Origin of the sequence: Acinetobacter sp. YH12027 (assembly GCF_013420085.1) — a bacterium.
GTDB classification, from domain to species: Bacteria; Pseudomonadota; Gammaproteobacteria; order Pseudomonadales; family Moraxellaceae; genus Acinetobacter; species Acinetobacter amyesii.
In genome coordinates, this window is the sequence record NZ_VOYW01000017.1 from 12109 (window position 1) to 37604 (window position 25496).

The 25496-nt window shown below is 41.4% G+C and carries 19 protein-coding genes and 8 tRNA genes; 17 read left to right on the top strand and 10 right to left on the bottom strand.

All coding sequences use genetic code 11. The features are described 5' to 3' along the window. Window positions 1–9: 9 nt before the first annotated feature. The 4 genes from FTT94_RS07905 to FTT94_RS07920 form a co-directional block, all read right to left on the bottom strand. Entirely contained in the window at window positions 10–1725 is a 1716-nt protein-coding gene (locus FTT94_RS07905; RefSeq protein WP_180048961.1) for a proline--tRNA ligase, read from the bottom strand. A 96-nt stretch (window positions 1726–1821) separates the two neighbouring features. Next, entirely contained in the window at window positions 1822–4926 is a 3105-nt protein-coding gene (locus FTT94_RS07910; RefSeq protein ID WP_180170561.1) for an efflux RND transporter permease subunit, read from the bottom strand. A 23-nt stretch (window positions 4927–4949) separates the two neighbouring features. Continuing rightward, the gene (locus tag FTT94_RS07915; RefSeq protein ID WP_180170562.1) at window positions 4950–6053 is read right to left on the bottom strand and encodes an efflux RND transporter periplasmic adaptor subunit; all 1104 of its coding nucleotides are present in this window, start codon (window positions 6051–6053) and stop codon (window positions 4950–4952) included. Window positions 6054–6099: 46 nt separating this feature from the next. After that, on the bottom strand, window positions 6100–6693 hold the full coding sequence (locus tag FTT94_RS07920; RefSeq protein WP_373686025.1) for a hypothetical protein: 594 nt from the start codon (window positions 6691–6693) through the stop codon (window positions 6100–6102). Window positions 6694–7036: 343 nt separating this feature from the next. On the opposite strand from FTT94_RS07920, the gene pilG reads away from it, so the two are divergent. From pilG to FTT94_RS07950, 6 genes are all read left to right on the top strand, one after another. After that, complete coding sequence (pilG, locus tag FTT94_RS07925) at window positions 7037–7420, top strand: twitching motility response regulator PilG (protein ID WP_078191060.1); 384 nt, start codon at window positions 7037–7039, stop codon at window positions 7418–7420. Between the two features lie 29 nt (window positions 7421–7449). Next, window positions 7450–7818, top strand: a complete 369-nt coding sequence (locus FTT94_RS07930) for a response regulator (protein ID WP_078191059.1) — start codon at window positions 7450–7452, stop codon at window positions 7816–7818. A gap of 6 nt (window positions 7819–7824) precedes the next feature. Continuing rightward, entirely contained in the window at window positions 7825–8361 is a 537-nt protein-coding gene (locus FTT94_RS07935) for a chemotaxis protein CheW (RefSeq protein WP_180170564.1), read from the top strand. Between the two features lie 44 nt (window positions 8362–8405). Then, window positions 8406–10481: a methyl-accepting chemotaxis protein gene (locus FTT94_RS07940; RefSeq protein WP_180034510.1), complete on the top strand. Its 2076-nt coding sequence runs from the start codon at window positions 8406–8408 to the stop codon at window positions 10479–10481. A 162-nt stretch (window positions 10482–10643) separates the two neighbouring features. Next, a complete protein-coding gene (locus tag FTT94_RS07945; RefSeq protein ID WP_180170565.1) occupies window positions 10644–15158 on the top strand; it encodes an Hpt domain-containing protein in 4515 nt (1504 codons plus the stop codon). A 3-nt stretch (window positions 15159–15161) separates the two neighbouring features. Further along, window positions 15162–15629, top strand: a complete 468-nt coding sequence (locus tag FTT94_RS07950; RefSeq protein ID WP_180144922.1) for a hypothetical protein — start codon at window positions 15162–15164, stop codon at window positions 15627–15629. Between the two features lie 69 nt (window positions 15630–15698). Here FTT94_RS07950 and dapE read toward each other — a convergent pair whose 3' ends face one another. From dapE to FTT94_RS07965, 3 genes are all read right to left on the bottom strand, one after another. Then, window positions 15699–16832 (bottom strand): succinyl-diaminopimelate desuccinylase, encoded by a 1134-nt coding sequence (gene dapE, locus FTT94_RS07955; protein WP_180025835.1) that lies wholly within the window; start codon window positions 16830–16832, stop codon window positions 15699–15701. Between the two features lie 121 nt (window positions 16833–16953). Then, window positions 16954–17103 (bottom strand): entericidin A/B family lipoprotein, encoded by a 150-nt coding sequence (locus FTT94_RS07960; RefSeq protein ID WP_078191053.1) that lies wholly within the window; start codon window positions 17101–17103, stop codon window positions 16954–16956. 154 nt (window positions 17104–17257) lie between these two features. Further along, the gene (locus FTT94_RS07965) at window positions 17258–18121 is read right to left on the bottom strand and encodes a DUF1853 family protein (protein ID WP_180170566.1); all 864 of its coding nucleotides are present in this window, start codon (window positions 18119–18121) and stop codon (window positions 17258–17260) included. Between the two features lie 88 nt (window positions 18122–18209). Here FTT94_RS07965 and FTT94_RS07970 point away from each other — a divergent pair, with 88 nt between their 5' ends. The 11 genes from FTT94_RS07970 to FTT94_RS08020 all read left to right on the top strand — a co-directional run bounded on the left by FTT94_RS07970 (window position 18210) and on the right by FTT94_RS08020 (window position 21034). Beyond that, complete coding sequence (locus tag FTT94_RS07970; protein WP_180039707.1) at window positions 18210–18644, top strand: YbaN family protein; 435 nt, start codon at window positions 18210–18212, stop codon at window positions 18642–18644. Further along, window positions 18637–19131: a cell wall-recycling L,D-carboxypeptidase ElsL gene (gene elsL, locus FTT94_RS07975; RefSeq protein WP_078192250.1), complete on the top strand. Its 495-nt coding sequence runs from the start codon at window positions 18637–18639 to the stop codon at window positions 19129–19131. The genes FTT94_RS07970 and elsL overlap by 8 nt, the downstream gene beginning before the upstream one ends. A gap of 450 nt (window positions 19132–19581) precedes the next feature. After that, window positions 19582–19657 (top strand) — tRNA-Val (locus tag FTT94_RS07980). A 29-nt stretch (window positions 19658–19686) separates the two neighbouring features. Next, window positions 19687–19763 (top strand) — tRNA-Asp (locus tag FTT94_RS07985). Window positions 19764–19810: 47 nt separating this feature from the next. Then, window positions 19811–19887 (top strand) — tRNA-Asp (locus tag FTT94_RS07990). Window positions 19888–19908: 21 nt separating this feature from the next. Next, window positions 19909–19984: transfer RNA gene (locus FTT94_RS07995), tRNA-Val, on the top strand. Between the two features lie 13 nt (window positions 19985–19997). Further along, a tRNA-Asp gene (locus FTT94_RS08000) sits at window positions 19998–20074 on the top strand. 31 nt (window positions 20075–20105) lie between these two features. Next, a tRNA-Val gene (locus FTT94_RS08005) sits at window positions 20106–20181 on the top strand. Between the two features lie 43 nt (window positions 20182–20224). Next, a tRNA-Asp gene (locus FTT94_RS08010) sits at window positions 20225–20301 on the top strand. 98 nt (window positions 20302–20399) lie between these two features. Further along, window positions 20400–20475 (top strand) — tRNA-Val (locus tag FTT94_RS08015). A 97-nt stretch (window positions 20476–20572) separates the two neighbouring features. Then, on the top strand, window positions 20573–21034 hold the full coding sequence (locus tag FTT94_RS08020; protein ID WP_180170567.1) for a DUF2750 domain-containing protein: 462 nt from the start codon (window positions 20573–20575) through the stop codon (window positions 21032–21034). Window positions 21035–21089: 55 nt separating this feature from the next. On the opposite strand, the gene FTT94_RS08025 is transcribed toward FTT94_RS08020, so the two are convergent. From FTT94_RS08025 to FTT94_RS08035, 3 genes are all read right to left on the bottom strand, one after another. Further along, complete coding sequence (locus FTT94_RS08025; protein ID WP_180170568.1) at window positions 21090–21860, bottom strand: YdcF family protein; 771 nt, start codon at window positions 21858–21860, stop codon at window positions 21090–21092. A gap of 104 nt (window positions 21861–21964) precedes the next feature. After that, window positions 21965–24667: a sulfite reductase flavoprotein subunit alpha gene (locus FTT94_RS08030; RefSeq protein ID WP_180170569.1), complete on the bottom strand. Its 2703-nt coding sequence runs from the start codon at window positions 24665–24667 to the stop codon at window positions 21965–21967. A 188-nt stretch (window positions 24668–24855) separates the two neighbouring features. Next, on the bottom strand, window positions 24856–25416 hold the full coding sequence (locus tag FTT94_RS08035; RefSeq protein WP_078191438.1) for a YcxB family protein: 561 nt from the start codon (window positions 25414–25416) through the stop codon (window positions 24856–24858). Window positions 25417–25496 lie beyond the last annotated feature (80 nt).

Here is a 25496-nt window from a genome sequence, read left to right on the forward strand (position 1 = left end):
TAGCGCAAATTATTTTGCAATTTTCGCTAAAAGGTCTTCTTTACTGAGGTTGCTTGATTCTTCATCACGGCGACCTTTGTACTCAAATGTACCAGCATCCAAACCTTTCTCACCAATGACAATACGGTGTGGAATACCTGTTAACTCGATATCAGAGAATTTAACACCTGGACGTTCATTACGATCATCTAGAAGAACATCATAACCAGCAGCAGTTAATTCTGCATACAGTGCTTCAGCTGCTTCTAACGTGCGCGGTGATTTATGCGCATTCATTGGCACAATAGCAACTTCGAAAGGAGCAATTGCAGACGGCCAAATAATCCCTTTGTCATCGAAGTTTTGTTCAATTGCAGAAGCAACAACACGGGTTACACCAATACCATAGCAACCCATAGTCACAACGAGAGGTTTGCCGTCTTCACCTAAGACTTTACAGCCAAGTGCTTCAGAGTATTTTTGACCCAACTGGAAGATATGACCAACTTCGATACCACGTTTAATCAAGATTGTACCTTGACCGTCTGGAGAAGGGTCACCTTCAACAACATTACGAAGGTCATAAACTTCGGTGTATTGTGCATCACGTTCCCAGTTTACACCTACAGCATGTTTATCGACTTGGTTTGCACCAGCAACAAAGTCTGAAAGTACAGACGCTGCACGGTCAACAATAACTGTAATGCCTTTTTCGGTTAAGCCTTGAGGGCCACAGAAACCAGCCGTTAAACCTAAGTCAGCCAATTGTGCTTCAGTTGCAAAGGCCAATGGAGCAGCAATTAATGGGTGTTTTTCAGCTTTAATTTCATTCAGTTCATGGTCGCCACGTAGGAATAAGGCAACCACTGGCGCAGCTTTACCTTCTTCAGCAACACCTTGAACCAACAATGCTTTTACAGATTGAGCAGGTTTTGATTTAAGGAATTCAGAAACATCAGCTATGGTTTTTTGATTTGGTGTATCAATAATTTCAAGTGCTTTAGTCGGAGCAGCACGTTCACCAACTAGTACGGCTTCAGCCATTTCTACGTTAGCAGCATAATCTGACTCTGTAGAGAATGCGATGTCATCTTCACCGCTAGAAGCAAGTACGTGGAATTCATGAGAACCCGAACCACCAATTGAACCTGTATCCGCTTGAACTGGACGGAAATTTAAACCTAAACGCGTGAAAATCTTGCAGTAAGCTGCATACATGTTGTCATAGGTTTCTTGTAAAGAGGCTTGGTCAACATGGAAAGAATAGGCATCTTTCATGATGAATTCACGTGAACGCATCACACCGAAACGAGGGCGGATTTCGTCACGGAATTTGGTTTGTACTTGGTAGAAGTTTGCAGGCAATTGCTTATAGCTTTTCAACTCATTGCGAGCAAGATCTGTAATCACTTCTTCATGTGTAGGGCCAAGTACAAAGTCATTGTTATGACGGTCTTTAAAACGTAAAAGTTCTGGACCATATTGTACGAAACGACCTGATTCTTCCCATAAAGATGCGGGTTGAGTGACAGGCATCAGGACTTGAAGTGAACCAGCACGATCCATCTCTTCGCGGATAATCGCTTCAACTTTATTTAATACGCGAACGCCCATCGGCAGCCAAGTGTATAAACCTGAAGCCAATTTACGAATCATCCCGGCACGAAGCATAAGCTGATGTGAAATAACTTCAGCATCGTTTGGGGTTTCTCTTAACGTTGCAAATAAAAAGCGACTCGCGCGCATGGAAACTGTCCTAAAAAATTAAGCGTTAAAGTGGAGAGTATACAATAAAAAATGAGGTGAACATTTTCCAAAGTCACCTCATTTTAGATTTTGTCATTATGACATGATTTTTTTGGCCTGACGTGCAAGGAAGTTTCGGAAATCATCCAAATAGGTAAAAATCACCGGCACAACCACAAGTGTTAGTAGGGTAGAGGTAATCACCCCGCCAATCACGGCATGTGCCATTGGTGCACTTTGTTCACCGCCTTCACCTAAACCAAGTGCAAGCGGAACCATACCCATCACCATTGCACTGGTAGTCATTAAAATGGGACGTAAACGGGTTTTACCTGCTTCAATAATCGCTTCATAACGATCTACACCATGATCCATGGCTTTTTTAATAAAGTCGATGAGTAGAATTGCGTTCTTTGTCACCAAGCCCATGAGCATAATAATCCCGATAATGGAAAAGAGGTTCATGGTTGAATTAAATAAGAATAGGGCTAAGAAAACCCCAATCAATGATAAGGGTAATGAAGCCATAATGGCTGCAGGGTGAATGAAGCTATTAAATTGTGAACCCAAAACAATATAAATAAATACAATAGAGAGGGTAATCGCTGTCATTGCATAACCCGCAGACTCAGCCATATCTTTATTGGCACCTTGCGTGACAAAACTATAACCTGGTGGCAAGTCGAAGTTTTTCTCTATCTCATTGATTTCGGCACCAATATCACCTGCGGGACGACCTGCCGTATTGGCTTCAACCATCACTTCACGTGCTAGATCACGACGGTTAATTTGTGAAGCACCGAGTGTTTCTTCAAAGCTAGCCACACTTGCCAATGGAACCAAGATAGGTAAGCCTGCGGCATCGGTTTTTTGTGATGTGATGTACATGCTTTGAATGTCAGTTGGCAGTCGACGCTGATCTTCAGTGAGTCTTAAATTTACATCATAGGTTTCGCCTTTATCATCCTTCCACGTTGTTACATTATCACCCGCAAGAAGAGGGCGTAATACATTGGCGATTTGATTGACGGATAAACCTAAATCACTGGCTAAAACGCGATTGATATGTACACCTAAGGTCGGTTTAGGTTCTTTGAGTGAGCTTTCTAAGTCGACAATACCGTCGACTTTCGAAATTTCTTTCATGAAGCGGTCAGAAATGCGTTGTAACTCATCTAAGTCTGGTCCTTTAATCGAGATCATAACCGGCTTTTGGCCACCCGATACTGTTTCATCAGCTGAGGCAATCGAGGTAATGGTAATACCTGCTACATGTTTTAAGCGGGTACGGAATTCATTGTTGAGATCCGTTAATGTTTGACTACGCTCCGTACGTGGTGAAACAGTGACACGAATGCTGGCATGGTTTTTACCCCGATCAGTGGCACTATTAATTGCACCATAAGTGGCTTTGACTTCTGGATGTTGGCGAATGATACGATCTACTTGCTTAAGCTTAGCCTGCGAATATTCAAGGGTTGCATCAACTGGTGTTTCAAATTTGATCCGAATTTCACCTTTGTCTGGTACGGGTACAAATTCAGTTCCGATCAGTTTGGATAAACCCAATGCACCAAATAGAGATGCGACAGCGATTAAAAGGGTAATGAGCCGGAACTTTAAAGCAAGCTTGAGTAATTTTTCATAATGATGGCTTAAGTTATCGAGTTTGCCCGAAATCCAGTTAAAAAAGCGTTTGATTTTTCCGGGCTTTTTATTTGGATCGTGGCGCTCTGCCCAGTGAGCAGACAACATCGGGTCAAGTGTGAAACTCACAAACATTGAAATCAGTACAGCGGTACTGACGGTTACACCAAATTGATAGAAGAAACGCCCAATAATGCCGCCCATAAATGCCACAGGTAAAAATACCGCGACAATGGTCAATGTTGTGGCCAATACAGCTAAACCAATTTCTTTCGTGCCGTCGAGTGCAGCGGTGACATGGTCTTTGCCCATATCAGCATGGCGGACAATATTTTCACGAACCACAATGGCATCATCAATCAGGAGACCGATACTCAGTGAGAGAGCCAGTAGGGTCATCATATTGATGGTAAAACCAAAAATCCAAACAAAGGTGAGGGTACCTAGTAGCGAAATCGGTAGGGTTAAACCTGTAATGGCTGTCGAACGAAATGAGCCGAGAAATAACAATACAATGAGTACCGCAAGTACTGCACCTTCAATAATCGTACGTGCCACGTCTTTAATGCTGCCACGAATACCTTTTGAAGAATCAACCACAATTTCTGCGGTCGTGCCTTTCGGCAATTGCTGTTGGATTTTACTTAAGGTTTTACGGGTATTATCAACTACCTCAATCACATTAGAGTCCGAACTTCTCAGAATGTCGACAGCGACGGCTGTTTTACCATTCAGATAAGCACTCGACTCCATTTCAGCTTGGCTATCTTCTATTTCGGCAATTTGTTTGAGATAAATCGGCGCGCCATTTTTATTGGCAACCACTAAATCTCCGAAAGAATTTGGGTGAATAACGCGAGATTTAATTTCGACCACCAATTCTGAATTCTTTTGTTTTAAAGTTCCCCCCGGAACTTCAATATTTTCAGATTTTAGGGTGTTTATAACTTGATCGATCCCAATCCCGAAACTTTGTAATTTTTGCGGATTTACTTGAATACGAATTTGACGCTGTGCATCACCCAATAAATTGACCGTACCGACACCGGGAACCGTTCTAAGCTGGGGCACAATCCGTTGATTCAGATAGGAACTCAAATCACGTAAAGACATGTCCTTCGATTCAAAAACAATCGACATAATTGCACTGGCAGTAGGGTCATAACGTTCTACGATGGGGTCATCAATTTCATCACGAAATTGTGCAGTTACTGGTGCAATTTTATCTCGAATATCTTGTGCAGCTACAGAGGACGAGACATCTAGATTAAATTCGACAATGACCGTGGATAAACCTTCACTGGACTGTGAAATGACTTGCTTAAGGCCTGAAATCGTATTGATCTGATCTTCAAGTTTCTTGGTGATCTCAGATTCGACAGACTCAGGAGAAGCACCCGGATAGTTGGTGTAGACTACAACAAAAGGGAAGTCGACATCAGGAAACTCCTCAACGCCCATACGTTGCCAAGAAGCAAGTCCTAACACCATCAGACAAAACATCATCATGATGGTGAAAACAGGATATTTCACACTAATTCGGGTTAACCACATAACAACAGTCCTGCCTTATTCTTTTAATTTTGGCTGATACTTACATCTTGTTTGATATCTGAATCATTAAATTTAATTCGGCTGATCAGATCACTATTTTGTAAGCCCTGAACAATCGCGGTGTTATTGCTATAACTCTGATTCAAAATTTGTACAGGCACTTTGGCAATTTTATTTTGACGAATGACCCAGACATAAGGTTTATCTTTTAGACTTTGAATGGTGTCGAGTGGAATTTTTTGGCCTGAAATATTATCTGTACCTAAGATGTGACCTTCGACAAAAGCACCAATACTTAATGAAGTAATGGTTTCATTTGGGGCTGCAAAAAATTCAATTTGACGACTGGCTTGATCGGCAATCGGTGAAATTCGGCTGATTTGTGCTGTGAGTAAATTGCTATTACCTTGGATGCTATATTCAATCTTTTGTCCAATTTTCAGTGCAGCTTGCTGATCACTTGGTAATTTGGCTTGAATTTCTAATTGGTCTGGATTGACGATTTCAAAAAGGGTTTGTCCGGCAGCAACTGTTTGTCCCGGTTCAACATCACGTTTGGTAATCACGCCTTGGATAGGGCTATAAATGGTACCATCTTGATTGGCTTTTCGCGCAATATCGACATTGGCTTGTTGAGCACGAACATTTTCCAGTTGAGCTTGGTAATCGACACGACTTTGTTCAAACTCTACTTTGGAAATAAAGCCTTGATTCAGCAAACGCTGTTTACGGTCCATCATCAGTTTAGCTTGATTGGCTTGAGCTTGTGTGGATGCAAGGTTTGCTTGTGATTGAGCAAGACGTGCGGCATTGTCTTGATTATTTAAACGCACCAACACTTGGCCTTTGCTGACACGTTGTCCGACCTCTGCATTAACATTGGTTGCAGTCGCAGTGACTTGGGCTTGAATACTGCTCTGATTGACTGCTCGAATGGTACCTGTAAAGGCTGTTTTTGAAATGGCGTTGCCTTGTTCGATCGTGACCAGATCTTGTTGAATCAATTCAATCTTATTTTCTGGTTTTACACTTTGCTGCGGATCTTCTTTTTGACATGCAGCCAAAGTCAGGCTTATGCAAAGCAGGCTAAGCTTTAAAAATGGGGATGATTGCTGTGCAGATTGCATAATGGTCCTTATATCAGCGGTCTACAAAAGCAATTGAATAACAAGTTTATTCCATCGCTTTTAAACGCGTAATAATTCTGTCGTATTCAGCTTCTGTATTTCGATAGCGAGTTTGTAACGATTGAATGTATTCTTTTTTCGCTACCATATTTTTTTGATTATTATCCAACATTGTTTTTAATTTTGCCGGAACGGTTTCACCTTTTCGAAAATGTTCACGTTCTTGGCGAACAAATAATACACGATCATTTTGTAATTGTTTTAATTGTTCTTGTTCAAACACGATCTGTTTACGTATACCAGTCAGTGCATCACGCTTTTTGATGGCCGCAGTTCGGCTATTGGTATAGGCTTTTTTAAGTTTGATATCTGATGCTTGCTGACGTGCTTGGGCAGCACGCTGAGGAGCTTGTCTAACATCAGCTTCAGCATTGTAGGGGCGGTTACGTTTAATCACTTGCATATTTTGATCAAGTGCTTCATAACCATAGCGGATGTGATTTGGTGTCACATTGGTACTGATGTTTGCTACACCTTTACTGTCATAGTAACGATACCAAGTCGCCTTTTGTGGTTGCTGTATATTGGTTGGTGCAGCAAATAAAAGCGGGGTATAAGCCAACAAACAAGCCGTCAGAATGACTTTTTTTGAGAAATGTTTAAGGCCAATCAAGTGAATTTTTTTTGTAAACGGACTCAACCTTGTACTCCCCAGTTTAAAGTTGACTAAATTACTTATTTTAAAGTAATAATCTTGCTATAATATGCTTAATTAAGACAATTAAATACTATTCCAAGTTAAAAAAAAATCGTTGGTCATCGGAAAGTGTGAAGCAGTTAATAAAAACAAGAAATCTTGTGTGTTTGCGCAGAAAATGTTCATTGAAAACGCAAGTAAAGATATGTTAAAAATGTTCACAACTTGTAAATAATAATGCTGCTAACTTAATTGTTTGTACATCCTCAATGGGTAGGGTCAATAAATGGACGATAAATTCCAAAATCTAAAAGTCATGGTAATTGATGATTCAAAAACCATTCGTCGTACGGCCGAAACGCTGCTTCAGCGTGAAGGATGTGAAGTAGTCACTGCTGTAGATGGTTTTGAAGCACTTTCAAAAATTGCAGATGCGAATCCAGATATCGTATTTGTCGATATTATGATGCCACGTCTTGATGGCTATCAAACTTGTGCCCTGATTAAAAACTCTCAAAATTATCAAAATATTCCTGTGATTATGCTTTCAAGTAAAGACGGTTTATTTGATCAGGCGAAGGGTCGTGTTGTGGGTTCGGATGAATACTTAACGAAGCCATTCAGTAAAGATGAATTGCTGAATGCAATCCGTAATCACGTTACAGCTTAATTAGATTTTTTATTTTTTGGGGAAAAAGCATGGCACGTATCCTAATCGTTGATGATTCACCAACAGAAACTTTCCGTTTTAAAGAAATTTTAGGTAAACACGGATTTGAAGTGATTGAAGCTTCAAATGGGGCAGATGGGGTGACAATGGCTCAAGCTGAGTTACCAGACTTGGTCTTAATGGATGTGGTAATGCCGGGTGTGAATGGTTTCCAAGCAACACGTCAAATTGCACGTGGTGCGACCACCAAGCATATCCCGATTGTCATTGTAAGTACCAAAGATCAGGCAACTGACCGTGTTTGGGGTAAACGCCAGGGTGCTTCTGATTATCTAACTAAACCTGTAGACGAAAAACAATTAATTGATGTGATTAAGCAACACCTCAATGCAGGATAAAGCTCTATGGCAGCAAATGGATTTATCGAATTACTTCGAATCGCAAAACGAGGAAACAAAAACTACGTTTCCACTGAAAATGAAGTAAACCGATGGTCAGGCATTGCTTTTGAGATGATGGGGCAATATTACGTTGCTCCTTTAGGTGAAGTAGCTGAAGTGATCTACCCACCAAAATATACGCCAGTTCCCAACACCCAACCTTGGGTGATGGGACTAGCCAATATTCGGGGACGCTTACTTTCTTTGTCTGACCTAGCACAATATATAACCGGTCATCGAAGTAGTTTTTCACCCACTCAAAAAGTTTTATGTATTAGTCATAATGACCATTATGTCGGTTTGGTAGTCGATCAAGTTTTGGGTATTCAACACTTTAATAAGAAAAGTTATTTTTCTAAAGATAATGAGTTGGATCGAAATTTGCAGGAATATTGTCAGGGGTATTTCCACCAGCATAACCAGCAGTGGAATGTATTTCTCTTCAGTCGTTTACTGCAAAATCCAAAATACATGAACGCATCTATAAAATTTATAAATTAATTGTCGCGCGCGAACGAAAGAAGGCGTAATCGGGGAGAAGCTGAATGGGCTTTAAACTTAAAAAGAAAAATACGGGTGAAAGCACCAGTGGTCGTAAAGGCGGTAATGCTTTTCTGGCAAAACTGCAATCACAGACAGATCAATTATCTCGAGTTTTTGGTGATAGTGAAAAATCCAAACCATTTATTTATGGTGCGATTGGTTCATTAGTACTGGCAACGATTATTTTATTATACCTATTCTATAGCGTTCCTCGCGGTAACCAATTAACGCAAAGTTTGGGTGAACTCCGTCTTCTTTCGCAAACAATTTCGCGTCAAGCAACTGAGGCAACTGCATCAGGTACTGAAGATGCAATGAAAAAATTAATTGCCTCTCAAGATTCGTTCAAAGAAAACTTAGAAACTGTAAAAGACATTCATGCAAATACAGATGCGCTGAAATCTGTAGATACGCAGTGGGCTGAGGTTTCAAAAAGTATTGACTTGATTACTTCGCAACAAAAAATCATTAATAAATTATATGACACGAACATCGCGATTGGTGAAACCATTCCGGGGATTCAGGCGGAATATAACTTGATGGTCGACCAAATGGCACGTCAAGACATGCCTTCGAACCAGGTGGTTATTGCGAAAAACCAAGTATTCATTGCAGAACGTATTTTACGTTCGATCAGCTCGGTGCTTTCCGGTTCTGATAGCTCACGTGAGTCTGCAGATGACTTCAGTGCCGATACTGAAACCTTCGGTTTGTACTTAAATGCCCAATTGGATGGTAGTACAGAGCTTGGTGTACAACGTATTGAAAGCCCTGAATTACGTGAGTCACTTGAAGGTATTAAAGCTGAATATGACGATGTATTAAAATCAGCGGCTGCGACAATTTTGAAAAACTCAACGCAAATTGTGAACGTACGTAAAGCATCTTCACAAATTTTTGCTGAGTCAGACAAATTATTGGACAACTTAAATCAATTGTCTTCTAGCACAGGTCTGAAAACCATTTTACCTGCGGTAATGTTGATTCTTGCCTTAACAGCCTTCTTAATCTGTGTGTTCAAACTTCTTTCTTTACGTGGTCAATCGGATAAATTCCGTGTAACCCGTCTTCAAGAAGAATATGACCGTAACCAGAACGCGATTTTACGTTTACTCGATGAAATTGCCGATCTTGCAGACGGTGACTTACGTTCGTATGCGACGGTATCTGAAGACTTTACTGGTGCGATTGCCGACTCGATTAACTTCGCAATCGACCAATTACGTGACCTTGTATCGCGTATTACAGAAACTTCTCAAGAAGTTGCGCAATATACGGCGAATACGCAGGGTATTACCAACCAGCTTGCAGAAGCATCTGAACATCAGGCGCAAGAGATTGCTGGTGCATCTGCCGCGATTAACGAAATGGCAATGTCGATTGACCAAGTATCTTCGAACGCTGAAGAATCAGCTGTTGTAGCAGAACGTTCTGTACAAATTGCTGCAAACGGTGCAGATGTCGTAAACCGTTCAATTGAAGGTATGGACACGATTCGTGAGCAGATTCAAGAAACGTCTAAACGTATTAAGCGTTTGGGTGAGTCTTCTCAAGAGATTGGTAACATTGTCGCACTGATTAACGATATTGCCGACCAAACAAACATCTTGGCATTAAACGCCGCAATTCAGGCGTCGATGGCGGGTGAAGCAGGTCGTGGTTTCGCCGTGGTAGCGGATGAGGTACAGCGTCTTGCGGAACGTTCAGCGTCTGCAACCAAACAGATTGAAGGCTTGGTAAAAACCATTCAAACGGATACCAACGAAGCCGTAATTTCAATGGAACAAACGACTTCGGAAGTTGTACGTGGTGCGAACTTGTCTAAGGATGCCGGCGTAGCACTAGATGAAATTCAGTCTGTATCGGGTAACTTGGCGAAACTGATTGCAAACATTTCTGATGCTGCAAAACTTCAGTCTGCTTCAGCTGGTCATATTGCGACAACGATGAACGTTGTACAAGAAATTACCTCGCAAACTACCAGTGCAACATTTGATACTGCACGTTCGGTATCTGAATTGGCGAATATGGCTGAATCATTACGTGAATCTGTATCTGACTTTAAACTCCCAGAGTAAGTCAGGCGCAAACCTGGAGTACCTTAGCTGCGGCTAGGGTACTGCACCGATTACAGATAACACATCGATAAGGTGAACTTAACGTCACAGTTAAGTCTTAGGTGATGGTTACAATTAAGTTTGAGCAACCTTCTTGGTGGCAAAACATAAGAAGCCTTAGCTATGAAAGAAATATTAAAAAATTTAGTTGAAACAACTACGCTTCCTGAAGATAGTTATCTTGATCAAGATGCAGAAATTTTAGAGATTTTTGTTGAAGAAATAGAAGAAATCTTTGAAGAACTGGCGGGTTTATTTACAACTTGGTTGGAAAATCCACAAGATAAAGACACTTTAACGACGATTCGTCGTCATTTCCATACCCTGAAAGGTTCAGGTCGTATGGTCGGGGCAAAATCGGCGGGTGAAACTGCATGGGCAGTTGAAGATACGCTGAACCGTGTCATTGCAGGTTCAGTACAGTTAACGCCGACCGTTCAAAAGTTTGCACAAACAGTTTTAAATGTTTATCAATATAAGCTCTATCCACGGTTTAAAAATGTTGCCGAATTGGATGTTGACTTACGTCCATTGGTTTTAATGGGGCAACAATTACAACAAAATATCAGCCTTGAGCCTGCACTCGAAGAATTATTAAAACTGGCAGATCAATTAAAATCTGAGGATGGTGTCACTGGTTTAGAACTGACTGATGTTGAAGCTACAGCACCTGTAGAAGTGCTTGAAAGTACGATCGTTGCGGTTGTTGAATCAGAACTTGCTCCTGAACAAGTGGATGCAGATGCATCTCTGGTCAAAGAGACCGTGAGCATTTTTATTGAAGAAGCTGAAGAACATCTACAAACGATTGATCAGTTCCTCCAATCTGATGACAGTAAATCACAAGACTATAATGGTTTAATTCGCGCGCTACACACCTTACGTGGTAGTTCGTCGATGGCGCAAATCGAAGAGATTTTTGAAGCCAGTTCAAAAGTTGAAAATTTATTTAAAACCTTATTGCAAGATGAAATCGTATCGAGCTCGAAAGAAACTGCTTTATTGATTCAATATGCTGAATTTGTTCGTGATTATTTACACGTGCTGCGTTCAGGAGATAAGGCAAATCTTGCATCTATTTATGAAACCTTCAAAGCCGCTTGGGATGATTATGGTTTTGCTAGCCAAGATCAATTGGCGCCTGAAGATAATCCACAAGGTTTGGTTTCTAAACTAATCGAATTAAATATTGATCAGTTATTGGATGCTGAATTTGAGTTTGATAAACGTGCCCTTGCTGAATTCCCAGACTATATTCAACAGCTCAGTCAACAAGCTTTAGAGTTGATCGAACATACGGATAATCGTGCGTCTGTTGGAATCCATGATTTCACAACTCAACTGCGTGCAGCATATCAGTCTTTAGTTGAAAAGCCTGAATTACTCCATGCTGATTATGGTTATGAGTTATTTGCGCAAGCACATCAAGAGTTTATTCACTTATTTGACACTTTAGCTGCGGGTCAGCGTGTAGTGTTAAGTGAAGATGTTCAACGTTTCTTAAATGAGCTGACTGCATTTGTTCAACAAGACATTGCAGCAGTTGCAGCGACGACAACACTAGAAGCCCATGTAGTTGCTGAACCTGTTGCCACTGTAGAAGATAAAGCCGCTGTTCCAAATACAACAGCAGTAGACTTTGCACAATTAAGTCAGCGTATTCAACTTGATCATCAACAGATGCAAGCGGCGGATGCGAATAATGACTTTGATGAAGATCTTTTAGGGATCTTTATTGAAGAGGCAGAAGAATTATTGGTGGGGATTGATCAAGACCTCAGTACTTGGACACGTGATCAGACCAATACTTCAGCTTTGAATAATTTAATGCGCTATTTGCATACCCTAAAAGGTGGTGCAAATATGATTGCCGCGTCTCATGTGGGTTTAATTTCGCATGAATTGGAGTCGATTTATGAGCGCATTATTCGTCAGCAAATTTCGATTACGCCTGCGTTAATTCAAATTATTCGTTTGGTGCAGGATGATATTTCAGATCGTATTCAAACCATTCGTGACCAAGGGATCGACTACCCAGCGAATAATGTGATCGATATTCTCAAGAATATTCAGTCAATTGTGGCAGGAGAGCGTTCAGAAGCTATTGCATTGGCTTCGGCCCCTATTTCTGCTGAAACTGAACACGCAGCAGTAGAACCAGATGTATCGGTGTCAGAGCCGATGGATGTTGCTGAAGACACAGCAGAAGCAGTGGTTGAAGCTCAAACGACTGCTCACACTGAGTCCGCTGTTGAACATCTTGAACATGCGGTTGCTGAACATGTTGAGCATCCAGATGACGATCTACGTTCTGTCATGGAAGAAACCTTCCTTGAAGAGTCCGAGGAAATTCTTGAACAAGCCGTTCAATTATTAAATCAATGGACTGAACAACGTAGTGACCGTAACGTATTGCTTCAATTACAACGTGCTGCCCACAGTATTAAGGGTGGTGCGCGTATGGTTGAAAATGAACCTGTTGCCGCAATTGCGTATCAACTTGAGACGACGTTTGAGCATTTCGCGGTTCATCATTTCAACTCAAATGCATATGACGGCTTACTCAAAACGACGTTGGCATGGTTAAAAGAAGCGATCTTCAACCACGACTATAGTAATTTTGATAGCATCAAATTGAGCCTAGAATCCATTCAGTATGTGGATGTTACAGTTCAATTACCAAACCGTGTTGCAGAATTAGAACAAGGTATTGTTAGCAAAGGCTTTGAATTTATTCAAGGTGATGGTGTTGAACCGCCATCTATGTTGGGTGAATGGTCTGAAGCCAATTCTTCTGATAACAGCAATGAGATGATTCGTATCTCGGCTGATCTCGTCGAGAAGATGATTGACTTATCAGGCGAAAACTCGATTAACCGTTCACGTATTGAGATGGACTTAGGTCAGCTAGGCAATACCTTGAATGAAATGGAGTTAGCAATTAAGCGACTTGCTGACCAGTTACGTCGAATGGATGGTGAGCTTGAGTCACAAATTATTGCCAAACATGGTTCTGAAAATTCACGCTATGCGGATTTCGACCCATTGGAGATGGACCAATATTCATCGATTAACCAATTGTCAAAATCTCTAGCCGAATCTGCGTCGGATTTGGTTGACTTCAAGAGTACTTTGGCAGAAAAAATCCGTGATGCAGAAGGTTTGTTATTACAACAATCACGTATTCAGTCAGAAATTCAAGAAAGTCTGATGCGTACCCGTTTGGTGCCATTTGATCGTTTGTTACCACGTTTACAACGTATTGTGCGTCAAACCTCTTCGACCTTGAACCGTCCTGCAGAATTGATTGTTCAAAATACAGAAGGTGAATTGGACCGTACGATCTTAGAGCGTTTGGTGACGCCATTTGAACATATGCTGCGTAATGCGGTCGATCATGGTTTAGAAGATACCGCGGAACGTTTGGCTTTGAAAAAGCCAGAAGTAGGTAGCATCGTCTTGAACATTAGTCGTCAGGGTACCGATGTACTGGTGTCTTTCAGTGATGATGGTAAAGGGATTGATGAAACCAAAATTAAAGACAAAGCCTTAAAACTTGGTTTAATCAAAGCGGATCAGTTCCTCGATAAACAAGAAATCTTGCAGTTGATCTTCCATCCAGGTTTCTCAACGGCACAAGCGGTAACGCAAATTTCAGGTCGTGGTGTTGGTCTGGATGTGGTGCAAAGTGAAATTAAAGCCTTGGGTGGCCATGTTTCCGTTGAGTCTGAGTTAGGTAAAGGGACGACCTTTACCATTCGTGTACCAACGACGGTAGCGGTCAGCGATGCCTTGATGGTGAAAGCTGGCGATCAGCAATATGCGATTTCATTAGCGCAAATTGAGCGTATTGTCCGTATTGCACCTACGGCACTCGAAACTTACTTCAATAGTAAGGATGACGTGTTTAAAATTGACAACACCAATTACAAACTACGGTATTTATCAGAGTTTGTGGGTAATCAGCCAATTCCACGTTTAAATAATGTCGGCCATTCATTGCCTGTACTACTAATTAAAGGCAACAGTGGTCAAACCATTGCTTTATTGGTCGATCAGCTGGTGGGATCACGTTCTCAAATCGTGGTGAAACCAATTGGTCAACAATTTACCAGTGTGGGCGCGATTACAGGTGCTACGATTCTGGGTGATGGTCATGTATGTTTGATTTTGGATGGGCAAAATATTGCACGTCAAATTCAAACCACGCAGCGTGTTAAACATTCGGCTGAGCAGCGTGATTTGGGCCGTCAATCCAATGCACGTCGTTTAGTGATGATTGTCGATGACTCGGTGACAGTACGTAAGGTGACTTCACGCTTACTTGAACGTCAAGGTTATGACATCGTGACCGCGAAAGATGGTGTAGATGCAATTGAGCAGCTTGAAAATGTCCGTCCAGACTTGATGCTACTCGATATTGAAATGCCACGTATGGATGGTTTCGAAGTGACAAACTTAGTCCGTCACCACGACATTCACCGTGACTTGCCAATCATTATGATTACATCGCGTACTGGTGAAAAACATCGTGAGCGTGCATTTAGCTTAGGTGTGACTCACTATATGGGTAAACCATTCCAAGAAGCTGAATTGCTTGCCAATATTGAAGCTTTAATTGCAGAAAAGCAGGGGTAATCTATGAGCCAAAATACTGTTTCTCAGGTTGTCAGCGATAAAATTGATCAGCAGGAACTGCAACATCTCATTACGGTTTCTACCGGTTTTATCGATGCGTATATCATCGATTGTCATGGTAAAGAGCCAATGTTGTTGCCACAAAATATTGTTCTTTCAGCGCTCGATAGTGCAACCAATGTTCCTTTTGTTGAATGGCATGAATTGAAATTGCCTGTTTTCTCAGTCAATGATCCTGCAAAAAATCAGGGCGTGGCTTTGGTGATTGAAGGGGATGATGTTGGACAGCGTTTTGCACTGATGTGTAATGAAATGCCGAAAACCATTCGTCTGCGTATTTCTGAAGTGGTTGATGAAGAAAAAACCGTGAAAGACGCCAATATTTTCCAATATGTACGCATGGCCGATCAGGTATTTCATATTCCAAATTTAGCCAATATTCAAAACAGCATTGGGCTTCAAGCGGCTTAGTATTTGTAAAAAACGAGATATAAAAAAGGAACTCCATGGAGTTCCTTTTTTTGACTATGTGGGGAATATTTAAGCCAACAGGTTTTCTAAAATCTTTTCGTAAATTTCAGAAAGTGGTTCCAACTCTGCCACATTGACGTGTTCATTGATTTGGTGAATCGTGGCATTTAAAACACCCAGTTCAAGCACCTGTGCACCTGTAGGCGCAATGAATCGACCATCAGAAGTACCACCACTGGTCGAAAGTTCAGTTTCTGTCCCAGTAACATCTCGAATGGCATCACGTGCGGCATTCACTAACTCACCGACTGGGGTGAGGAATGGAAGACCAGATAAGGTCCAAGAGATGTCATATTCAACACCATGACGATCTAAAATTTCCAAGGTACGTGCTTTGAGTTCATCTGCCGTTACTTCTGTTGAATAACGGAAATTAAACAGTAAATTCATCGTGCCCGGAACAACGTTGGTTGCACCTGTGCCGGCATTAATATTGGAAATTTGGAACGACGTTGCAGGGAAGTATTCGTTACCATTGTCCCACACGGTATCGCAAAGCTCAGCCAATGCTTTTGAAGCTGTATGGATTGGGTTGATTGCTAGATGTGGGTAAGCAACGTGACCTTGTTTACCTTTAACTGTTAAATTGGCATTTAGCGAACCACGACGACCGTTTTTAACAATATCGCCAAGTGTGTTGGTGCTTGAAGGTTCACCCACCAAACACCAAGTCATTTTTTCATTACGCGCTTCTAAAGTTTCAACAACTTTGACTGTCCCATTGATCGAAGGACCTTCTTCGTCAGAGGTAATGAGAAATGCAATAGAACCTTTATGGTTTGGATGTTTCGCAACAAAACGTTCGGAAGCGACAACCATAGCTGCCAACGCTGTTTTCATATCTGCGCTGCCACGACCATATAGTTTTCCGTCGCGAATTTCAGGAAGAAATGGGTCAGAACCCCATGCATCCAAGTTACCCGTAGGTACCACATCAGTATGACCTGCAAAGCAAAATACTGGTGCTTCAGTCCCTTTACGTGCCCAAAGATTATCTACATCATCAAAACGCATATTTTCAATGTTAAAGCCAATCTTGGCTAAACGATCTGCCATAATGTTCTGGCAGGTATGGTCAATCGGTGTCACCGACGGTTGGCGCAGTAGTTCTAGGCTGAGATCAAGAGTTGCTGTTGAGGTCATGCTAAATACAGAAGTCAAAAATGTCGCAATATAATAGGCGAATCAACAAGCGAAGGGAAATTTAGACGTAAAAAAACCCTATTAAAAAATAGGGCTCTTTTATAAATTCTTGGGAAAGAAATTAATTGCGGCGAATTTCTTCCGAAGTTTTCTCAGCAGTATTGGTTACCGCATCTCCAGCTTTAGATACGTCTTTACCAACACCTTTTACTGTATTACAACCTGTCAGTACAAAAGCAACCATAAGTGATGCAGCTAAAATTTTTTTCATTGACTGTATTCTCCATTATGAAAGAATAATTTTTAGAGGGATAAATTATTCTGATGTGAGATTTAGATTAAAAAATAGCCGTATCAAACAGTAGGTGGTTTTTACGGTGGTTGAGTAAATAAATGTAAATTTCTACTAAATGGTGGATTGAGTCTTAAATCGTTTGCGGCAAAATCAAGCGTGGCTGTCTATACATATAATAGCTTTCCTCACTGTCTTTTTTATATAAACCATCTGTCCACCAATGTGCGGTTTTACTTGTCGGTTGCTGCTGCACGCAAATCCATTCATGTCGTTGTAGGCGATAATAGCCTTGACTCGTAGATGGAATGACATGTCCCCATTGACCTATTCTACGTGCAGGATTGACCCAGTTTGGTAATGTGCTGGTACGCTGAATAGGTAAATATAATTGACCCTTTAAAACGCAATAGCGCTGTTGAATCTGCTGCCCAAGTGCTTCATCAAATTGGAATTGTTTTTGGGTGAAATGATTGAGCTTTCGAGCCAAAGTATCACTACGATTTAAGCCATACCAATAGGGTAATTGAAAATCACGCTCGGCTAGATAATATTTTAAAGCAACTTCCCAATGTTCAACTTCACCACTTTCGGTATTTTTTAAAACAAAATCGAGTTCACCTACTGTACGAGGGCCGTCAATTTTTTGAATGCTATGTCCGAGTAACTGGTAGGGATGGTATGGGTGATCGAGAAGCCAAAACCATATGAACATTTCGAAACGTAAACCAAGGCGAGTACTTTTTAATTTTTGTAAAAATTCTACTAATGCACTTGGGTGTTGTTCGAGTTGTTTTAAACGCGGAAGGTAGGCTTCAAAATGTTTTTGCCAAAGCTCGCTTGGATGAAAATGAAAGGGATAGCGGATTTCGAGTTCATTGGGAATTTGCTGTAGAATATTTGGGCTAGCAATACAGAAAGCTAACTGCCGAACTAAGGGCTGTTTAAATTGCAACCATGGCTCAAAATAAGACGATGTTGTCGGGGCTACAGCCATATTGAAACCTTTTGAATAATGTAGAATAACAACGGATAATTGTTAAAAACATCTTATACTACCTGAATTGAAAGTTCAGGGTAGCGGTATGAAGACGTTGTTTTGGCGAAGCTTAGTGGTTGTCTTTGTCATTTTAGGCTTTATAGGGGCTTTATTGCCGGGAATGCCCACGACAGTCTTCTTAATATTAGCGGCATGGGCAGCTTCAAAAGGCTGGCCACAAATGGATGCTTGGTTATTGAATCATCCTAAATACGGCCCAACCCTACGCGCTTGGCGCGAAAATGGCACCGTCCCCCGCAAAGCAAAATGGTTTGCATCGATCATGATGTTTGTGAGTGGTCTGATTATGCTTTTTACTTCTGCACCGATTGCCGTCAAGATTTTCACGGACTTAACCATGTTGATCGTTGGTATTTGGTTATGGACACGACCTGAGCCAAATCAGATGCGGACTATTGAACAATCGCCGCAGACTAAACAAGAAGATAAAGATAAGCAGAAAGAGCAAGAGCATGTCTGAATATACCCAAGATCAAGCCGATATCCTGATTAACTTGAAAGATCAAACTTTAACTTTGCCGAAGCTGAATAAGTTTTACCTCATTTCATCGGGTAAAAATGGCATTGGTGAGCAGGAAAATAGTGGTAAGACCCCACGAGGCTGGCATCAAGTCGCTGAAAAGTTTGGTGGACAACAACCTCAAAATGCAGTTTTTAAAGCACGTCAGTGGACCGGAGAGGTTTACGATGAGCAACTTGCCGCATCACATCCTGATCGGGATTGGATATTATCTCGAATATTATGGCTCAGTGGTTTGGAACCGGGCTTTAATGCAGGTGAGGGCTGTGATACTTATCAACGCTATATTTATATCCATGGCACACCAGATCGCGAGCCTATGGGCATACCGATGTCACATGGTTGTATTCGCATGCGAAACAGCGATGTTGTAGAACTTTATCAATTGATTCCATTAAATGCGCTGGTTTACATCACTGAACATTGAACACGTCGTTATAAGCATAAGCCATGAAAACCGAAGTTCATGGCATCAAAACAAAGATTTGAAAAATTAAAGTGAGTTTGAAAGGCGTTTTTTTGTCAGAAGTAATGCTCGCAAACTAACAGAAAATCGTGTTTGAATGTATTTTGTACACTAGGTTGTTTTAGAATGCCGTGAGTGTGGTGAATTAATCGTCGGTTCGCTGAATGATTAGTTATGAGTCCATCTGAAAAACTGTTTTTTATGTGAATGATGCAGAATATAAGTCCTATTTTTAGTAATAAATTTACAGGTTTATAGCTAAAAAATGTTCAAAAATACTGATTTTTCCGCAATATAACTTATTTTTTAATCACTCAAACAGAAAAAGTGGAAAAGAGTTAGAAAAGCGTTTGACAGACCGTGAGGATTCTCTATAATGCACCTCATCAAACGATGAACATGTTTTGAAAAGGGCGCTTAGCTCAGTTGGTAGAGCGTCTGCCTTACAAGCAGAATGTCGGCGGTTCGATCCCGTCAGCGCCCACCAAGCCTTTTCAGCGTTAAGATATTTAGAGTGCAGCGGTAGTTCAGTTGGTTAGAATACCGGCCTGTCACGCCGGGGGTCGCGGGTTCGAGTCCCGTCCGCTGCGCCACTTTAAATCTTAATTCGTTTGAACCACAATAGCGACATTGTGTAAGTGCAGCGGTAGTTCAGTTGGTTAGAATACCGGCCTGTCACGCCGGGGGTCGCGGGTTCGAGTCCCGTCCGCTGCGCCATTTACATGATAGACCTTTTGAGGGCGCTTAGCTCAGTTGGTAGAGCGTCTGCCTTACAAGCAGAATGTCGGCGGTTCGATCCCGTCAGCGCCCACCATATTTTTTGCGATGCAGCGGTAGTTCAGTTGGTTAGAATACCGGCCTGTCACGCCGGGGGTCGCGGGTTCGAGTCCCGTCCGCTGCGCCATTTCAAAGAATATAATTGTTGTACCCTTTAAGGGCGCTTAGCTCAGTTGGTAGAGCGTCTGCCTTACAAGCAGAATGTCGGCGGTTCGATCCCGTCAGCGCCCACCATATCTTTAAGATATAGGTTGTGTTTCGAAAGAAACTACGTGATGCAGCGGTAGTTCAGTTGGTTAGAATACCGGCCTGTCACGCCGGGGGTCGCGGGTTCGAGTCCCGTCCGCTGCGCCATTTATCTTAAAAATCTCTGTTCAAGAGAATGCCTTTAGAAAAATCTTCGATTTTTCTCTTGCGCTCAGACAAAGCTTCGCTTTGTTGCTCTTCGCTCAGGGCGCTTAGCTCAGTTGGTAGAGCGTCTGCCTTACAAGCAGAATGTCGGCGGTTCGATCCCGTCAGCGCCCACCATATTCTTCTATAGAAACTTCTTTCTCCAAAAGCTTGCCTAAATTTTCTGATTTACATAGAATCCGCTCTATAATAATTTTAATATTGTATGTGATCTATGAGAAATCCATATCAGCGCAAGGCAGCGTCTAAAACTCAAACTACAAATTACAATCCTCAAGAAACCTATAAACAATTTATTGAAAATATGGTCGCTCAAGGTGGCGTGATTGCGTTATATCTAGATGGTTGGGCACTTTGTGCGACACCTACTGGTCAACGTTCCTTTGCCATTTGGCAAAACCGAGGTTTGGCACGTTTATTAATTAAAGACAATTGGTCCAATTATGAAATTCAGGAAATTTCATTAAAAGACTTTATCGAAAAAGTCATTCCGTTTTTACGTAGCGAGAGTACTACGGTGTCTTTAGATTTGACCCCGGAAGGGCAAAATATTTTGGTTGCACCTGAAAAGATGCTGTTAGATATTAAAAATTATTTATATCAAGTCTATCAGCAGCGCCCAGAAATCTTTGAAAACCTTAAAATTCCTTTGCCACGTAGCATTCGTTTAAATTAATGGTTTATTTACAGCATAAAAAAGCCCTTGTTCACTAATCGAACAAGGGCTTTTTTTAATATTCGTTGAGTACAAAACCGCTCAAAAAGGCAAAATATTCTCGTAGCCAAGAATTGTAGCGGATGTACAGCGGTGTAGGTGCTGCAATGGTATACACCCGTGTATAGCCTAACTTCTGTGCAATTGCTTTTGCACGTGGTAGATGAAAGTCACTACTGGCAATCGCAATGGGTGCATCAAGAGAAATCTGATGTCGTTTTAAAATCATTTTACTGTTGATCAGATTGAGTTCTGTGCTGGTACTTCTGCTTTCTTCATATATGCGTGCGGCTGAAATGTCATAGTGTTGAAGTAAATAGCGCTTCATGACAGAAGATTCGGTCATTTTTTCATTAAAGCCTAAACCACCCGTCATGATCATAATAGTATTGGGCTGTTTCAAGGCATACGGTGCTGCAGCATCGAGACGCGCCTTTAAGGTCGGAGAAGGTTGACCATTTTCAATACCACTGCCTAAAACGATGATGGCTTGGACAGAAGTGAAAGACTTGGATTGCTGGCTATTGAAGTGTAAATACGCAAAAAACAGCAAAAGGCTCAATAGCCAAAGCCAAAACAACCACCATGTAGCACGCCAGAGCCTTTTGAGTTTAGGGTATTGATCTAAAATATTGTGGATTTGGCTTGCAAATAGTCCGGATAAAATAAAAATACACCCAATGACTAAGGGTAAAAGGATGCCTAAATGAATTTTATCTAATGTAAGTAACCAAATAGCATCTACGCAGAGCAGCACACCTACACAAAGCAGTAGTATTCTTTTCATTCAAAAAATTAAAGTAGTATCCGTATTTGGCCTAAGTATAGCGTGAAAAAAACCAGACACGAGGTCTGGTTTTGAGTTGGGGCTATTTATTAGTAAACATCTTATTAGTAAACATCACGGCGGTAACGTCCAGCTTGGCGCAGTTCAGCAACAATATCTTCACCTAATATATCAATTAATGCGTGGTCAACGTCAGTTGCCATACCATTGATACTACCGCAGACGTAAATCACGGCACCTTGTTCTACCCATGATTTTAATAAGGTCGCTTGGTCACGTAGCTCATGATGCACATAGCGTTTCTCCGTTTGATCACGAGAGAAGGTGAGGTCTATGCGTTGAACTAAACCGGTGTTTTGCCATGCTTCAATGACGTCTTGATAAAAGAAATCATGTGCGCGTTGGCGCTCACCAAAAATCAGCCAGTTTTGCGTATAGTCTTGACGAACTCGTGTATGTAACAGGCTGAGTAAACCAGCAATACCTGTACCGTTACCAATACAAATCACAGGACGATTATCTGCAATCAGGTGGAATGATTCATTGGTGCGAATACGCAGTTGTAGTGTGCTATTGATCGCAGCATGTTGTGTTAACCACCCTGAGCCTAAGCCGAGCTCACCATCCGCATTGGATTGCTGACGCACCACTAAGCGTAATACTTGCTGACTTGGAATACTGGCAATCGAGTATTCACGAGTTGGAAGCGGTGGAAGCTGTTCAAGCAAATGATCAAGGTTGGCAAATGGTTCAACATCCGTATTTAGGTTACGATCCCATAATGCATCTTCAATACGTTGCTGAGTAGAATCAACCACTTGCTGACTTTGTATTTGGTACTTTTGCATGAAGTTTGCAATACGTTCAGCACTATTACCTGGTTGAATCTCTGCAATATCACCCGCTTGCCAATTGGCTTCATGTTGCGGTTTTAACTCAATATTAAATGCAGGTGCACCTAAACTGTTCGGGTTGAGTAAATCACGTTTGGTCAATGTCCATGCATCAAAAGTTTTTTCAATTTGCATGTGCTGAAGTTCAAGTTTAGTCGCTTTGGCTAAAGCGCTATTCCATGCTTGAATGGCTTGGGTGTCGCCATTATTGACTTCAATCGTGTTAAACAGGGGCTTCGCAGCATTACTCTGCATCCAACGATGAATCGCATGACCAAAGCTACAGAAAGTATCCGGATATTCTTCTGAACCTAAAGCTAATACGGCAAACTGAACATGACTCAAATCGAGGCCTTGTGCCATCAGTTTACGTTCAAAGCTTGAAGCAAGGTCAGGTGCTTCCCCAGTGCCATAGGTACTTGCAACAAATAAAACCTGAGCGGCTTGCGTTAAGTCATCTGCTGAAAGTTGCTGAACAGCTTTCACTGTGACAGGCTGACGAGCCTCTTGTAAGCTTGTTGCTGTACGCCATGCCAATTGTTCAGACTGACCTGTTTGTGATGCATAGCAAATTAACCAAGGCTGTGCATTTGGGTCGATGGTAACTGGTGCTAAGCTTTGACGGGCTTGCTGTGTCAGTTTTTTCTGTTTACGACGTTTGAGATAGAGCATCCATCCTGTGACAAAGAACAGCGGCATCATGAGGGATGCAATAACCACAAAGAACTGATAAATCGGTCCGAAGAAACTACCGCGATGTACAGGCAACATGCTGGTCATGATTTTTTCATTTAGCTTTTTATCTTCGTATAACTCGATATCGGTAAGAGCATCCGTTTTGTAGTTATAAGTCGCTTTGTTGCGCGCACGCTCATGTTGAGGGACGGCATCCACAAAGTTAATTTCTAATTCACCATTGGCTTTTTTCGGAATATTAAAAGTGACACTTGAGTATTCACGACCAATATTTTGATTAAAGCCATTCCAACTTTGCGTAAGGGCAATATTCACTTGTTCTGGTTTTAGACCACGTTTTTCTCCGCGACCTTCAGCACCATGTTTATTTTCTTGAGCGCCGTGTTCAGAGGGACTCGACGTTGCAGGATTTCTTTCAGAACGTGCTTGGTGTTCGCCATGAGTTTGTTTTGCCTCAGTGGCTTGTTTTTCACCACCTTGCTTTGCACCTGCCTGTTCAGCAGGTTGTCCATTCGGTTTTGGACGTTCTTGTAACTGGGGCTGTGGACGTTCAACGCCCATGACTTTAAACATGCCATTACGCCACCAATCATAAGACCAGTACAGACCTGTACATGCCAAAATGAGATAAAAAACAATCACCCATGTGCCGACGACTGCATGTAAATCCCATAGGAAATTACGTCCTTTGAGTTTCGGTTTTACTGCAAGCCATTGTTTTACAGAATGTCTTTTTGGCCAACGCAGATACAAACCACTCAATACAAAATAAATCAGCATCAGTGTACATGCGCCGGTAATTTGTTTACCTACAGGGCCAACGGTTAAATTACGGTGAAGTTGTTGTACAAACTGGAAGAATTTTTGACCTTTGATTTCAGGTAAAACTTCGGCTGTATAAGGGTTAACCATCATGTTATAGCCACGACGAGCACCTTCTTTGACAATATTCACGGTACTTGAGGCGGTAGCATCTGATGCAATAGAGATGCTGTTAATTTTCATGTCAGGATCAGACTGACTAAAGTGCTGATAAAGCTCAGCAGGGGTTAGTTTAGGCTGCTGTTGAGCCTGAACCACATAACTGTCCTGATTGATTGCTTTAAGTATTTGCTGTTCATAGGAATAAATGGCACCTGTAACCCCCATGAGCGAGAGTATTAAGCCGGCACTAATCCCCAAGAACCAGTGAATCTGGAAAAGGGTTTTCTTAAACATGATGGATTTAATATTGATAAAAGGTTGCTGAATTGCGACGAATTATAAACGATGATGTAGTAGAGAATGTGGAAAAAGTAAGTAATATTCATTCTCATTATTGTAATTATCAATGATTATTCGAAAATTAAACTGATAAAAAAACCTCCAAAAAGCGGAGGTTTTTTATACATAAATGTCTGTTTGGCTTAAATAGCTTTAGCAGGGCCTACAGTTTCATTTAAGTGTTTACGAATGGTCGAAAATGGAAACTTCTTGCTATCCATACGTTTAGGCAAGATGTATGCACCGTCTTGACCCTTCACTTTAAAGTTTAAAAGGATGAAGTCTTTAGTGTCATACCATTCATGAATGTCTTTCCAACCGACAGTCATCGTCCCCATGTTTGCGCCCATACGTTGCTGCATAGAGATCCCGTGCGGCTGAACACCCATACGAATGCCTTTAATTTCTTGTACAGGGACTTCGTTCAGTTTGCGTTTCGCATACCACTCGATACCGAATTTACGCACAAGGAAGTAAATCACAACACAGACAATAGCTACCCAGCAAAATACTGTTGAATAGTTCTTAATAAAGATGAGGCCCAAGAGTGCCAGTGCAAGAATTGCACCCATAATTAGCCATGCTTTTTTGCCAATTTTGAAGTTACTGCGAGACAGAACAAGTTGAGCATAACGTTGTTCTTCTTCAGAAATTTCATAAGCCACTGGCTCTAGCGTGTAGGCATATAAATTTTTTGCGGTCATAGTGAAAGTAACAGATTTAAAACTGTAAAAAGTTTAGCATTATTTATACCAATTCAGTGAGTATATTGTTCCAAAATCAT